Source organism: Cupriavidus sp. MEYA8, from assembly GCF_059278825.1.
In genome coordinates this window covers 3,627,389-3,642,044 of sequence record NZ_CM181221.1, presented here as the reverse complement: position 1 = coordinate 3,642,044, position 14,656 = coordinate 3,627,389, and the positions used below count along the sequence as shown (strand labels likewise).

Annotated in this window: 11 protein-coding genes; 1 reads left to right on the top strand and 10 read right to left on the bottom strand. The window is 69.1% G+C overall.

What is annotated here, in order from left to right:
• Positions 1–1,464, top strand: coding sequence for a sensor histidine kinase (locus tag AC5WJ1_RS16995; protein ID WP_135706181.1), 1,464 nt, complete (start codon positions 1–3; stop codon positions 1,462–1,464).
• A 23-nt stretch (positions 1,465–1,487) separates the two neighbouring features.
• On the opposite strand, the gene AC5WJ1_RS16990 is transcribed toward AC5WJ1_RS16995, so the two are convergent.
• The 10 genes from AC5WJ1_RS16990 to AC5WJ1_RS16945 form a co-directional block, all read right to left on the bottom strand.
• Entirely contained in the window at positions 1,488–2,969 is a 1,482-nt protein-coding gene (locus tag AC5WJ1_RS16990) for a dihydrolipoyl dehydrogenase family protein (RefSeq protein ID WP_133096616.1), read from the bottom strand.
• Between the two features lie 66 nt (positions 2,970–3,035).
• Positions 3,036–3,953, bottom strand: a complete 918-nt coding sequence (locus AC5WJ1_RS16985) for a patatin-like phospholipase family protein (RefSeq protein ID WP_135706179.1) — start codon at positions 3,951–3,953, stop codon at positions 3,036–3,038.
• A complete protein-coding gene (locus AC5WJ1_RS16980) occupies positions 3,953–4,375 on the bottom strand; it encodes a PaaI family thioesterase (protein WP_116320087.1) in 423 nt (140 codons plus the stop codon). Before AC5WJ1_RS16980 ends, AC5WJ1_RS16985 begins: the two co-directional genes overlap by 1 nt.
• Positions 4,376–4,436: 61 nt before the next feature.
• Positions 4,437–5,495, bottom strand: a complete 1,059-nt coding sequence (locus tag AC5WJ1_RS16975) for an AbrB family transcriptional regulator (RefSeq protein WP_135706178.1) — start codon at positions 5,493–5,495, stop codon at positions 4,437–4,439.
• A 114-nt stretch (positions 5,496–5,609) separates the two neighbouring features.
• The gene (locus AC5WJ1_RS16970; RefSeq protein WP_133096613.1) at positions 5,610–7,124 is read right to left on the bottom strand and encodes a tripartite tricarboxylate transporter permease; all 1,515 of its coding nucleotides are present in this window, start codon (positions 7,122–7,124) and stop codon (positions 5,610–5,612) included.
• A gap of 28 nt (positions 7,125–7,152) precedes the next feature.
• Positions 7,153–7,626 (bottom strand): tripartite tricarboxylate transporter TctB family protein, encoded by a 474-nt coding sequence (locus AC5WJ1_RS16965; protein ID WP_135706177.1) that lies wholly within the window; start codon positions 7,624–7,626, stop codon positions 7,153–7,155.
• Between the two features lie 274 nt (positions 7,627–7,900).
• Positions 7,901–8,869, bottom strand: a complete 969-nt coding sequence (locus AC5WJ1_RS16960; protein WP_029046453.1) for a Bug family tripartite tricarboxylate transporter substrate binding protein — start codon at positions 8,867–8,869, stop codon at positions 7,901–7,903.
• Positions 8,870–9,245: 376 nt separating this feature from the next.
• Complete coding sequence (locus AC5WJ1_RS16955) at positions 9,246–10,082, bottom strand: ChaN family lipoprotein (protein WP_434033285.1); 837 nt, start codon at positions 10,080–10,082, stop codon at positions 9,246–9,248.
• 56 nt (positions 10,083–10,138) lie between these two features.
• The gene (locus tag AC5WJ1_RS16950; RefSeq protein WP_133096610.1) at positions 10,139–13,336 is read right to left on the bottom strand and encodes an efflux RND transporter permease subunit; all 3,198 of its coding nucleotides are present in this window, start codon (positions 13,334–13,336) and stop codon (positions 10,139–10,141) included.
• Positions 13,337–13,339: 3 nt separating this feature from the next.
• Positions 13,340–14,611 carry an efflux RND transporter periplasmic adaptor subunit gene (locus tag AC5WJ1_RS16945; RefSeq protein ID WP_195427713.1) on the bottom strand — a complete coding sequence of 424 codons (1,272 nt, stop codon included), beginning with the start codon at positions 14,609–14,611 and terminating at the stop codon, positions 13,340–13,342.
• Positions 14,612–14,656 lie beyond the last annotated feature (45 nt).

Genomic DNA, 14,656 nt, shown 5'->3' with positions numbered 1-14,656 from the left:
ATGGGTCCGCGCCATCCCATACTGCTGTGGCGGCGCGGCAGCCTGCGCCGCCAGCTGCTGTTGCTGCTGGTGCCGGCGCTGGCGGCGATGATGGCGATCGACACCTGGCTCAGCTACGGCACGCTGCGCGACGCCGCCAACCGGGCCTACGACCGCTCGCTGTACGGCTCGATCCGCACCATCGACAACGCCATCGGCATGGCCGGCGAAAGCGTCCAGCTCACGCTGCCCGACGCCGCCATGGAAATGTTCGAGAGCGCGGCGCAGACCCATGTGTACTACCGCGTGTCGCTGGAGCGCGCCGGCAAGGTGGAGACCATCACCGGCTACGACGACCTGCCGCTGCCCGCCGGCAACCTCGTCAACAACCAGCCGCGCTTCTACGATACCGAGTACCTGGGCGAAGCGGTGCGCATCGGCGTGATGGCGCGCCCCGTGTACCGGCCCGATGCGCGCATGCGCGTGATCATCCAGGTTGCCGAGACCGCCGAGCCGCGCAGCGCGCTGATCGCCACGGTGTGGCGCAGCGCGCTGGCGCGCGACCTGATGCTGATCCTGCTGAGCGCCGCGATCCTGGTGGGCGGCGTCACTTACGTGCTGCGCCCGCTCAAGCGCGTGCGCGACGACGTCGAGGCGCGCTCGCCCGACGACCTCGCGCCGCTGTCCTTCGAGCGCGTGCCGTCCGAGGTGCGGCCGCTGGTCGACGCGGTCAACCTGCACGTGTCGCGCTCGGCGGCAATGGCGCAGGCGCAGGCGCAGTTCATCGCCGATGCCGCGCACCAGCTGCGCACGCCGCTGGCAATCCTGAAGACGCAGGCCGAATATGCCCAGCGCCAGCTGCGCGACCCCGATCCGGAAGCCGCGCGCCGCGCCGCGGGCGAGGCCGTGGGCGGCATCGTCACGCAGCTGGAGCAGGCCGCGCGGCTGACCAACCAGCTGCTGGCGCTGGCGCGGGTACGCCAGCACCATGGCGAGAATGCACAGCCGGGCGAGGCCAGCGACGCCATCGACATCATCGACGCCGTCGCCGTGGCCGAGCAGGTGGCGCTCGACTACCTGCCGCTGGCGCGCGGCAAGCAGCAGGACTTCGGCTGGGAGCCGGTGCCGGGGCTGAAGCTGCCGGTGCGCGCCGATCCCGCGCTGCTGCGCGAGGCGCTGGCCAACCTGGTGCACAACGCGATCCAGTACTCGCCGCGCGGCAGCCGGATCACCTTGTCGGCAAGCCGCAACGACGAAACGGCCTGCCTGGTCGTGGAAGACGACGGGCCGGGCATCCCGGCCGAAGAGCGCGAGAAGGTCTTCGCGCGCTTCTACCGCCGCGTGGGCAACGCCGAGCCCGGCTCGGGGCTCGGGCTGGCGATCTCGCGCGAGATGGCGTCGCGCTTCGGCGGCACGGTGGAGCTGGGCGACGGCGCGCAGGGCGTTGGCGTGCGCGCCGTGCTGAAGCTGCCGGTCGGTGATTGAACCCGAGTAGCGCTCAATAGCGCTCAGCCGAACAACTCCTCCGCCACCGTCGGATGCAGCTGCACCGTGGTCTGCAGGTGCGATTCACGCACGCCCAGGCGCAGCGCCACCGCCAGCGCCTGCACGATCTCCGGCGCGGCGTTGTCCATCAGGTGCACCCCCAGCACGCGCCCGCTGCGCGCGTTCAGCACCAGCTTGAACACGCTCTGGTACGCCGTGCCGCCGAAGCGGTTCTCCAGCGAGACAAAGCGCTTGACCACGGTGCGGATGCGCTCGGGCTTGCCGGCATCGGCGATCGCCTGCGCCTCGGTCATGCCGACTGCGCCGATGGCCGGTTCGCTGAACACCGCGGTGGGCACGAAATCGAAGTCGGCACGCTCGCCGCGCCGGCCATACAGCCGGTCGGCCAGCCAGCGGCCCTGCGCGGTCGCCACCGGCGTCAGGTGCAAGCCGTCGGTGGCATCGCCGACCGCATAGATCTTGCGCACGCTGCTGCGGTACTGCTTGTCGACATGGATGCCGCCCTTGTCGCCAAAGGCCAGGCCGAGTTCTTCCAGCCCCAGCCCCTGCACATTGGAGATGCGCCCGATCGCCGCCAGCGCGGCCTGCGCGCGCACGGCCTCGGTCTGGCCGGGGCGGTCGGTGGGGCGGTAGCAGACTTCCACCGCGCCGTTGGCCTGGCTGAGCAGGTTGACTTCGGCATTCAGATGCAGGCGCACGCCGCGCGCCGTCAGCGCCTCGGCCAGCGCAGCGCCGATCTCATGGTCGAAATGCCGCAGCAGCCGGTCGCCGGCGACGATCAGGTCGACCTTGACGCCATAGCGCGACAGGATCGATGCCAGCTCCACGCCGATATAGCCGCCGCCGATCACCGCGACCGAGGCGGGCACGGTCTGCCAGGTAAAGACATCGTCGGAGCTGGCCGCCAGTTCGCCGCCGGGCACGTCCAGCGGGCGCGGGCGCGCGCCGGTGGCGATCAGGATGCGGCGCGCATGGATGGTCTCGTCGCCGACGCGGACTTCATCGGGCGCGGTGACGCGCGCGTCGCCACGCAGTATCTCCACGCCGGATTCATGCAGGCGCTGGGTGTAGCCCGCGTTCAGCCGCGCCACCTCGGCATTGACGCGCACGATCGCGTCGCGCCAGTCCTCGTGCCCGCCGGTGTGCGACAGGCAGCCCGACAGGATCGCTGCCCACGAGGCGCCATACGACAGCATCTTCTTCGGTACGCAGCCGCGGTTGACGCAGGTGCCGCCGATGGCATCGCGCTCGACCAGGATCACGCGCGCACCGTGCGCCGCCGCGCGCCGCGCGCAGGCCACGCCGCCGGAGCCGCCGCCGATCACCACCAGGTCGGCGTCGCGCGCCTTGCCGTTGCGGCGCTTGCCTCCCTGGCCGCGGGCGCGCGGGACGCGCTCGACGGGTGGCGCAGCGCTGACCTGGCGGGCACGCCTCGGTTCGTTGGTCCCCTGCGTTGCGGTGGGGGTTGTCTTGCGCTCGGTCATCCATGCCTCCTGTCGCGGCACGCGGGCCGCATCGACAATCGATCGGGCCGGTGCCACAACACGAAGCTAGGCGGCCGGCCGCAGTTCGGTATTCAGGATCGACGGCCACTCGCGCAGGAAAGTTTCCCCGTCGCGGCGGCCGAGTTCGTAGGCGTGCGTCATGGCATCGGGCCGGGTGTAGTCCCAGCTCGAGATCGGCACGCGCTCCGAGGGCTGCAGGTACAGGCGGCGCTGGCCGCCTTGCTCGATGACGAAACGGCGCGGGCGCGGATAGAGCCGCGTCACCAGCACCAGCACATTGCCCGGCGCGGTGTCGAGCGCATCGACCGGTACGTTATCCACAAGGCCGCCGTCGAGCACCGGCCGGCCGTCGCGGCGCAGCACCGGCGTGAACGGCGGCGTCGACGCCGACTGCAGCAGCAGGTCGGCCAGCTGCTCAGGCGAGGCGCAGTCCTGCGCGCGCACGAACTCGGGCCGGAAGCCAAGCTTGCGCCCCAGCCGCGGGTGCAGCGTCTTGAGCACATGCTTGTCGATGTTGTAGGCCAGCAGGCCTGCGGCCACCGCCAGCCGCGGACCGCTCCAGCGCGGGATATGCGCCACGCCGATGCGGATCTCGGGCGCCTGTAGAAGCTGCGCCAGGCGGCCGTCGGCAAAGATCGTCAGCAGCGCGGTGCGGTAGATACCGTAGTGGGGAAACACGCGCTCGTTGCGCAGCAGGTTGCCCCAGTAGGCATTGCGGCGGTTGTTGGACAGCACCTCGCGGTAGTAATCCATGGTCTGGTGCGAGTCATGCGCATAGACCATGCACGCGGTGGCCGCGCCGGCCGAGATGGCCGCGATCACCCGCGGACGCAGCTGCAGTTCGGGCGCGACCATGTCCCACCAGCCCGCCTGCCACCAGCAGCGGTTGCCGCCGCCGGCAAAGACGACCTGGTCGAAGGGATTGGCGGGATGGGCGGGACTGGTGCCCGCGCTGGCTGGCATCAGAGCAGCGCGTAGGTGGTGGTGGCCTGCACCGCGAGCTTGCCGTCGGTGCCGGTCAGCTCGATCTCGCCGAACACCACGGTCTTGCCCAGGCGCAGCACGTTGGCGCGCACCAGCACGTCGCCGTCGATCACGGGACGCATGAAGTTGGTGGTGAGCGAGACCGTGGTCATCGGGCGGAAGCCGCCGAGCGCACTCGCGACGGCGACGATCATGGCGGTATCGGCCGCCGACATCAGCACCTGGCCGCAGACCACGCCACCCGCGTGGCGAAATGATTCGTTGAAAGGCAGGCGCAGCGTTACGCCTTTTGCATCGACGGCTTCGGCCCGCAGGCCTAGCTGGCGCACCCACGGCGCCAGCACGCGCTCCAGCGTGGCGTCGATGTCGGCAAGGGCAAGTTGCGGTGATGCTTCAGACATGGCGGTCCTCGTTCTTGTATCCATGTTCCCGGCCGCGCCCGTGGCCGACCCGTGGCCGACCTTACGCTGTCTCCCCCGGCGCGACGCGATGCTTCAGGCAATGATACAGGGGGCCGGTGGCAAGCACCACGAAGGCCATCCGGATCACATGGAAGGCCGTCACCAGCGGCACGCCCAGCTCCAGCACCTTGGCGGTGATGCACATCTCGGCAATGCCGCCGGGCGTGGAGGCCAGGATCATGGTGGCCGGGTGCGCGCCCGACAGCGCAGCCAGCGCCCAGCCGAACAGCGCCGACACCACCAGCGCCAGCACCGTGTACAGCGCCACGCCCGACAGGAAGCGCGGCGCGGTGTGCAGGAACTCGCGCGAAAAGCGCACGCCCAGCGACACCCCGATCAGCAGCTGGCCGGCGCGGCTCATCCAGGCCGGGATCGCCGACAGCTCGATGCCCGATGCCGTCAGCACCGCGGCCGCCAGCAGCGTGCCGATCACGAACGGGTTGGGCATGTTCAGGCGCCTGACCAGCAGCGCCACGCCCAGCGTGATTGCCACCAGCGCCAGCAGGCCCGGCGCGCTGACCACGCGCGGCCCGGGGATGTACGTGTCAAGCCCATGGATGCCGCCGTACTGGAAGATCGCCGGCACCGTCACCACCACCATCAGCACCCGCAGCGAATGCGCCGCCGCGACCTGGTCGATGCGCGCGCCGTTGCGCTCGGCCAGGTTGGCCATCTCGGAAGCGCCGCCGATGGCTGTGGAAAAGTAGGCGGTCTTGAAGGCGACCCCGGTGGTCCGGCGCAGCATCAGCGCGCCGCCCGCGCCCATCGCCAGCGCGAACAGCGAACCGGCGACGATGTACGGCAGGAACTCCACCAGCCGCGCCACCACGTCGGGCGTGAAATACAGCCCGAGCGAGGCGCCGATCACCCACTGCCCGGCATTGCGCGCCTGCGACGGCGCGCGCAGGTCGGCGCCCCACATGCGTGCCGAGGCGACGGCCAGCAGCGGGCCGATCATCCACGGCAGCGGGGTATGCAGGACGGTGCAAAGCAGGGCGGCGGCCAGCCCCAGTGCCAGCGTGGGCACCGCGGACAGCCAGCGGTTGGCGGCGAGACTCATCGGTCAGCGGCCTGGCGCGCAGGCGCCGGCGCTTGTTGTTTTAAGGGGATGGAAATGCAAAGGGCCCGCACGCCATGGCGCCGGGCCCCGGAAACTACCGCATGCTAACGCGCATCACGCCGCGTTGTCAGCCTGCGCATGCGCCGAGCCGCGCGCGGCATGCCAGCGCAGCAGGCGCGGGATCACCACCACCGCCACGGTCAGCGCCAGGATGGTGGCCGAGATCGGCTGGCGCACGAACAGGCTCCAGTCGCCCTGGCCGATCGACAGCGCATTGCGCAGCTGCTTCTCCGCCATCGGTCCCAGGATCATGCCGACGATCACCGGCGCGGTCGGGAAGTCGAAGCGGCGCATCACCATGCCGAGCAGGCCGACCACGAACAGCAACAGCAGGTCGAACCACGACTGGCGGATGCCGTACGCACCCAGGCCCGCGAAGATCAGGATGCCGCCGTACAGCAGCGGCGTCGGCACGCGCAGCATGCGCACCCACAGGCCGATCGCCGGCAGGTTCAGCACCAGCAGCATGACGTTGCCGATATACAGCGACGCCAGCAGGCCCCACACCAGGTCGCCCGAGGTCTGGAACAGCATCGGGCCCGGCTGCAGGTTGTAGTTCTGGAATGCGGCCAGCAGGATCGCGGTGGTGTTCGAGGTGGGGATGCCCAGCGTCAGCAGCGGGGCCAGCGTCGCGGTCACGGCCGAGTTGTTGGCCGCTTCCGGGCCGGCCACGCCTTCGATCGCACCGACCTTGCCGAACTCTTCCTTGTGGTCCGACAGCTTCTTCTCGGTCGCATACGACAGAAAGGTCGGGATCTCGGCGCCGCCCGCGGGGATCAGGCCGAACGGGAAGCCGATAAACGTGCCGCGGATCCACGCCGGCAGCGAACGCTTCCAGTCCGACTTGTTCATGTGGACCGAGCTGAGTTTGTTGAAGGTGCCGTCCGGCTGCGGGAAGAACGCATTGAACAGGGCCTCGCCCACGGCGAACAGGCCGACGGCCACCACCACGATGTCGATGCCGTCATACAGCTCCTGCACGTTCATCGAGTAGCGGGTCTGGCCCGACAGCGAATCCATGCCGATCAGCCCGATGCCCAGGCCCAGGAACAGCGCCGTCATGCCGCGCAGCAGCGACGAGCCCAGCACCGCGGAAACCGTGGTGAAGGCCAGCAGCATGATCATGAAGTACTCGCCCGGGCCGAACTGCAGCGCCACGTCGGCCGCCACCGGCGCGAACAGCGACAGCATCACGGTGGCGATGGTGCCGGCCACGAACGAGCCGATCGCCGCGGTCGCCAGCGCCGGGCCGGCGCGGCCGTTCTTGGCCATCAGGTTGCCTTCCATGGCCGTGACCATGGTGGACGATTCGCCCGGCGTGTTCATCAGGATCGACGTGGTCGAGCCGCCGTACATCGCGCCGTAGTAGATGCCGGCGAACATGATCAGCGCGGCGGTGGGTTCGACCTTGGCGGTCAGCGGCAGCAGCATCGCCACCGTCAGCGCGGGGCCGATGCCCGGCAGCACGCCGATGGCGGTGCCCAGGAAGCAGCCCACCAGCGCCCACATCAGGTTGATCGGCGTGATCGCGACGGCAAAGCCGTGCATCAGCATGTTCAGCGTTTCCATTCGAAGACTCCTTGCTGGACGGGCGGGCTCAGAAGCCGGCGATGGGGAGCAGCGGCAGGTTGATGCCGAGCAGGAATTCAAACAGCGCCCACATCGGCACCGTGATGCACAGGCCCACGATCAGGTCGCGCACGATGCGGCGGCTGCCGTAGCCGCGCGCCACGCACATCATCAGCAGCGTGGAAGAAAACACGAAGCCGAGCGTGCCGATCAGCGCCATGTTCAGCACCAGGCCGGCGGCCACCCACAGGAAGCCCTTGAAGTTGTGCGGCGCGCTGGGCAGTTCGGCATCTTCCTCCGGCATGTTGTGGAAGCCGCCGCGCACGCCCTGCCACGTCAGCAGCGCGCCGCACACCGCCAGCCCGACGGCCACCAGCGTGGGCACGAAGCGCGGCGACAGGCCGGCATAGCCCTCTTCGCCGGTAATGCCCGACAGGCCGAGAAAGAAAAACAGCGAAAGCGCCAGGACGGCAACGCCGATGGCAACGTGCGAGGGTTTCATGGAGACTCCTTGGCCTTTGTCGCCAGCAAGGGGGCTGGCGTCCGCGACGCTGGCTTAGCTAAGCTTGCGGCCCGCGCGGCAATGAGGCCCGGCGACATATGGTTGTTGTCTTCGGTATCGCAGGTGGACACCGGGCCCCATGCCGTTTTCCTGCCGCCGGGATCGCCGGCGGTGTTGGCAGGCACGACAGGTAAAGCGGTTTGATGCGGTTTTCTGATGCGGTAACGGGGGGGGGGGGTTCACAGGCCGCGCCGGCTTGGCGCGGCAGCGGGCTTTACTTGGCGACGCCCAGCTCGCGCAGCGTGCCGCCCAGGCGGGTCGATTCGCTGTCGACAAACTTGCCGAACTCATCGCCGGTCAGCAGGAACGGGGTCCAGTCGTTCTTCTGCAGCGTGTCCTTCCAGGCCTTGCTCTCGGTGGCCTTGACCACCGCATCGATCATGGCCTTGCGCTGCTCGGGCGTGGTGCCGGGCGCGCCATACACGCCGCGCCAGTTGTAGATCTCGACGTTGACGCCCTGCTCCTTCAGCGTCGGGATGTCGGCGGTGCGGTCCTTGGAGGTCACGGCCAGCGCGCGCATCTTGCCGCTCTTGATGAAGGGCAGGAATTCCGACACGCCGGCGATGCCCACCGTCACGTGGCCGCCCATGATAGAGGCCGAGGCTTCGCCGCCGCCCTGGAACGGCACGTAGTTGATCTTCTTGGGATCGACACCGCTCTCCTTGGCGACCAGGCCGGCCAGGATATGGTCGATCGAACCCTTGGAGCCGCCGCCCCAGCTGACGCTGCCCGGGTTGGCCTTGAGCTGCGTGGTCAGGTCCTTGATCGACTTGATCGGCGAGCTGGCCGGCACGGTGATGACCATGGTGTCGGCGAACAGGCGCGCGATCGGCGTGGCGTTCTTCAGCGTGACCGGCGGCTTGTTGGTCTCGATCGCGCCGACCATCACCGCACCCACCACCATCAGCGCGTTGGGGTTGCCCTTGTCGGTGTTGACGAACTGCGTCAGCGCGATGGTGCCGCCGGCGCCGCCCTTGTTGTCGTACGAAGCGGTCTTGGCCTGGCCGGCTGCGATCATCGCGGCGCCCAGCGAGCGGCCGGTCTGGTCATAGCCGCCGCCGGGGTTGGCGCCGATCATGACCTTGACGCTGTCCAGCGCGTAGGCGGGCGCGGCAACGACGGTGGCGGCAACGGCGGCCGATGCCAGCGCGGCATGGGCGAAACGGGAAATCGAACGGCGCATAGCGGTCTCCTTGGTTGTACCGGTGATCGCTTGCCAGTCACTGGCTGGCCGCGATCCGACCCGGGGGTTCCGGCGGCAGCCTGAGCGTTGCTGGGGACTGGGACACGGCTTGCCGGCGGCGCACAGGGCGCTGCCGGGCTTGTCTCCTGTCCGGGCGCAGCGGGGCGTGGCCGGGACTGTTCTTGGATTATTGGTGAACATCAGACCGGGGTTAGCGGTCATGGGGCGGATTCTAGGCGGGGGAAACTGTCAAAAGGCTGTCAAAAGTGGTGGGAAGGGGTTGGGGTTTACGTGGATGGCGGGGGATTGGCATGTGGACGGGCGGGAGAGGGCCCGCGCATCCGGGGACTGCAGCCCTGCAATAGCTCAATAGCGCTCACCCTGCAGGCACCGCCTGCAAGCAAGGATCCTTGCGCGCCACCGCCGGCACCACCACCGCCAGGTCGAACTCGCCGTCCGCCGCCGCGCTCTCCACGTAGCCCACGCTGACAACCTTGCCGGCCTCGCCAGTAAGCCAGCGCGGCACCCCCACGTCGCGCCGCACATGCCCGTTGCCCGCAATCAGCACCGCGCCGCGCTGCGCGTAAGGCCGCAGCGCCCGCGCCATCACCGCGTCGCGCGCCGCCTGTGCCGCCAGCATGCCGGGCAGCATTGCCTTGGGGAAATTGCCGCAGTGCCCGCGGTCAAGCACAGCGGTCTGCGCCGCCACCAGGTCAGGCGGCAACTCTCCCGTCAGGCCAAGCTTCTCCCGCTCGTGCGCCGGGAACAGCCCGTCCAGCCCACCGCGCACGATCTTCCCCGCATCCGCGCGCGACAGGTTAGCCGCGACCAGCGGCAGGTCGTACTGCAGCGCCAGCGCCACCACCGGCCGGTACAGCGGCCACTGCCAGGCACCACCGCCGGCCTGCGCGATCAGGTAGTCGGCATCCTTGGGCCGCTCCTTGCGGGCACGGTCGATATCGGGCTGCCGTTCGCGGTCGAACTGCTCCATGGCGATGGCCGGACGCCAGCCCTGCTCGACCGCGCGCGTCAGCGCGGCCAGCCGCTGCTGCTGTCCGGCGGCATTGTCATGGACCTCGCCCAGCAGCACGTAGGGCTTGCCGGCAAAGCCGGCGCTGACGGCAGCCGGCGAGGGGCCCGAGGCAGCACAGCCTGCGGTCAGCAAGGCGGCAGCTGCGGCCAGCATGGTCGGAACGCGCAAGCGGAATGACATCACGCGGCTTCCTTTTTTTCTTGTTTCGTTCGTTAGCATGGATCCGGCTAGCGCCCTCAGTGCTGCCGCACCGTCTCCCCAGGCACCTTCTCCGGCAGCTTGTTGCCTTCCGAGTCGATCTGCAGCGGCCCCGTGCCCGAGAACCTGTCCAGCGCCAGGTAGATCACCGGCGTGATGAACAGCGTAATCACCTGCGAGAACAGCAGCCCGCCGACCACCGCCAGGCCCAGCGGCTGGCGCAACTCGGCGCCGGCGCCGAGGCCCAGCGCCAGCGGCAGCGCGCCCATCACCGCGGCGAAGGTAGTCATCATGATCGGACGGAAGCGCAGCAGGCATGCCTGCCGGATTGCCCTGGCCGGCGTCATGCCTTGCTCGCGCTGCGCCGCCAGCGCGAAGTCGATCATCATGATCGCGTTCTTCTTGACGATGCCGATCAGCATCAGCACGCCGATGACCGCGATCAGCGACAGCTCGATATTGAAGACAAAGAGCGTCAGCAGCGCGCCGACCGCAGCCGACGGCAGTCCCGCCAGGATGGTCAGCGGGTGGATGTAGCTCTCGTACAGCACGCCCAGCAGCGTGTAGATCACCGCGATGGCCGCCACCAGCAGCACGATCTGCGTGGCCTGCGATGACTGGAACACCGCCGCGTCGCCGCCCCAGCTGGTGAAGATGGACGTCGGCATCGCGATCTCCTGCTTGTAGCGGTCGATGCGCGCCGACGCGTCGCCCAGCGCCGCGCCCGGCGCAAGGTTGAACGACACCGTCACCGACGGCAGCTGCCCCTGGTGGTTGACCGCGATCGGGCCGACGCGGCGCTCGGTGGTGGCGAACGCCGACAGCGGCACCATCTGGCCGGTCTTGCTGCGCACGTAGAGCTTGGCGAACGCGGTCTCGTCGACGCGGTCGAGGTCGGCCGCCTGCAGGATTACGTAGTAGTTGTCGATCGGCGTGTAGATGGTCGACACCTGCCGCTCGCCGAACGCCGAATACAGCGCGGTGCGCACGTCCTGCATCTGCACGCCGAGCGCGTTGGCCTTGTCGCGGTCGATCGACAGGTGCGCCTCCAGGCCCGACTGCTGCGAGTCGCTGGTGACATCGCGGAACAGGCTGTCGGCGCGCATCTTCGCCATCAGCTTGTCGGAGTAGTCCTGCAGCTGGCCGGCCTTCACGCTTTGCAGCGTGTACTGGTAGCGGCTCTTGCTCTGGCGCCCGCCGAGCTGCAGGTTCTGCACCGGCGCGAAATACACCGCCAGCCCGGGCACGCCGGCCACGTCGCGGCGCAGCGACTCGATCACCTTGGGCATCGCGTTGCGCTCGCCGCGCGGCTTGAGCTCGACGAACATGCGCCCGGTGTTGATGGCCGGCGACGGGCCGCCGCCGATCGCCACCACGATGCTCTTGACCGCGGGGTTGGCGCGCATGCGCTCGGCCGCATCGCGCAGGCGCTCGGACATGGCATCAAAGGAAATGTCCTGCGGCCCTTCGGCATTGACGCGGATCTGGCCGATGTCTTCCTCCGGGAAGAAGCCCTTGGGGATCGTGACGAACAGCACCGCGGTCAGCACGAAGGTCAGACCCGCCGCCACCAGCACCGTGCGCCGGTGCGCCAGGCACCAGTCCAGTCCGCGCGCATAACGGTGCAGCGTGAACTCGAACAGGTTCTCGAACCACTGCGTGGAGCGCATGCCGATGGTCTGCCTCTGTGGCACGGCAGGCTGCGCCAACGCGTGGTCGCCGTAAGCGTGGTGCGACTCGTCGACCGGCACGTTTTCGGCCGACAGGAAACGCGCGCACAGCATCGGGATCAGCGTCAGCGACACCGCTGCCGACACCAGGATCGACAGCGACACCACCGCGGCGAACTCGTGGAACAGCAGCCCGATCACGCCGGGCATGAAGAAGATCGGGATAAACACCGCCACCAGCGAGATCGAGATCGACAGGATGGTGAAGCCCATCTCGCGCGAGCCCACCAGCGCGGCCTTCAGCGGCGGCACGCCTTCCTCGATATGGCGCACGATGTTCTCGAGCATGACGATGGCATCGTCCACCACCAGCCCCACCGCCAGCGTGATGGCCAGCAGCGAGACGTTGTCCAGGCTGTAGCCGAACGCCTTCATCAGCGCCACCGTGCCGATCAGCGAGATCGGCAGCGACACGGTGGGGATCAGCGTGGCGGCGGCGCGGCGCAGGAACAGGAAGATCACCATCACCACCAGCGCCACCGTCAGCGCCAGCGTGAACTGCACGTCGTGGATCGATTCGCGGATCGAGCGCGAGCGGTCGTTGACCACCGCCACGTTGACCGAGCCCGGCATCTGCCCGATCAGGCGGGGCAGGGCGGCCTGGATCGCATCGACCACCGCCACGGTGTTGGCGTCGGGCTGGCGCAGCACGGCCAGCACGATCGAGCGCTCGTTGTTAAGCCAGCTGCCGGTCTTGATGGTCTCGACGCTGTCCTCGACCTCGGCCACGTCGGACAGCCGCACCAGCGCGCCGTTGGGCTGGCTGGCGACGATGATGTTGCGGAAGGCATCCGCATTGGTCATCTGCCGGTTGGCCTGGATAGTCAGCGTCTGGCGCGCGCTGTCGAGCGTGCCCACGGGGGTGTTGGCGTTGGCGCGGTTCAGCGCGGTGGCCAGCTCGTCCAGCGTCAGGCCGCGCGCTGCCAGCGCATCCGGGTGCGCGCGCACGCGCACGGCAAAGCGCTTCTGCCCGAAGATCTGCACCTGCGCCACGCCCGGCAGCGTGGCCAGCGTGGGCGAGATCAGGTTGTCGCCGAAGGCATTCAGGTCCGCCAGGCTCATCGCCGGCGAGTTGATCGCCAGCAGCAGCACCGGCGCGTCGGCCGGGTTGACCTTGCGGTACGACGGCGGCGTCGTCATCTCGATCGGCAGCGAACGCTGCGCGCGGAACAGGGCCGCCTGCACGTCCACGGCCGCGTCGTCGATATCGCGGTCGCTGTTGAATTCGATGGTGATGCTGGAGTTGCCGAGCGTGTTCGACGAGCTGATCACCGACACACCGGGGATGGTGGCGAACTGCTTTTCCAGCTGCGTCGCCACCGAAGCCGCCATGGTTTCCGGGCTCGCGCCCGGCAGCGTCGCGGTGACCTGGATCACCGGCGAGTTGAAGCTGGGTAGCGCGGCGATCGGGATGGTCGGGTACAGCACGATGCCGGTGACGATCACGGCCAGGCACAGCAGCACCGTCATCACCGGACGGCGGATGCAGAGTTCGGACAGCGTCATGGCTCAGTGCCCCGCGGCGGCATTGGCGGCATTGGCGGCAACGTTCGCGGCACTGGCTGGCCGCGCGGCGGCCGCACCGGAGGCGGCGCCGGCCGGCGCCTCGCGCACCAGCGCGCCCGGGCGCAGGTTCTGCGTGCCTTCCACCACCACGCGCGCGCCGGGCTGCACGCCTTCCACCACGGCCGCGGCGGCGGTGGTGGTGATCACCTGCACCGGCACGCGCGCGACCTTGCTGTCGGGCTGCACCACGTAGACAAAGCGGCCTTCGGGGCCGGTCACCACCGCCTGCGGCGGCACCGACAGCGCGCCCTTGAGCGTCTGCACCACCGCGCTGACGTTGGCGTAGGTGCCCGGCCACAGCCGCTGCTCTTCGTTGCCGAACTGGGCCTTGACGCGAATGGTGCCGTACTGCGGATCGACCGTGTTGTCCACGAAGGTGATCTTGCCGGTCACCGGGGTCTTGCTGCCGTCGTTGGGCTGGGCGATGACCTGTACCGGGCCGGCCTGCAGCGCCTCGCGCAGCGCCGCCAGCTGGCGCTCGGGCAGGCTGAAGGTCACTGCGATCGGCTGCACCTGTGCGATGGTGACCATCGGCACGGCGCCGGTAGGCAGCACCAGCGAGCCCGGGAAGGCGTTGATCACGCCGGTGCGGCCACTGATGGTGGCGCGGATCGAGCCATAGCTGATCGCCACGCGGCTGGCCTCGATGGCGGCCTGGTCGGCGCGCACGGTGGCTTCGGAGCCATCGACCCTGGCCTGCGCGGTATCGACTGCGCTCCTGGAAATGAAGTTGCGCTCGAGCAGTTCCTTGCTGCGCGCCAGCGTGCGGCGGGCGTCGGCCAGGTCGGCCTGGTCCTTCAGCAGCTGCGCCTGGGCCTTGGCCAGGTTGGCCTCGTCCATGCGCGTGTCGAGCGAGAACAGCAGGTCGCCCGGCTTGACCGTCTGGCCTTCCTTGATATGGACCGTGCGCACCGTGCTGGACACCTGCGGCCGCACCTCGACCGTGGACAGCGCGGTGACATTGCCGTTGGCCGTGACCTGCAGCGGCACGTCACCCTGCTGCACCAGCGCGGTGGTGACCACCGCCGCGGCGGGCGGCTTGGGCGCCGGCTTGGGCGCCAGCCACGTGCGCCAGGCAAACCAGCCCAGCCCGCCCAGCACCAGCACTGCCAAGACCAGTACCCACGGCGAAACCCGGCCGCGCCCGGTTCCCGCGGCCGCACTCCAGTTGCTGTCGACGAACCCCTTGGGCTGGTCGATCCTGTCAGTTTTCATGTTGTGTGGACCCTCTGCACCGCGTCTTGCGCTACTCCCCGTGAT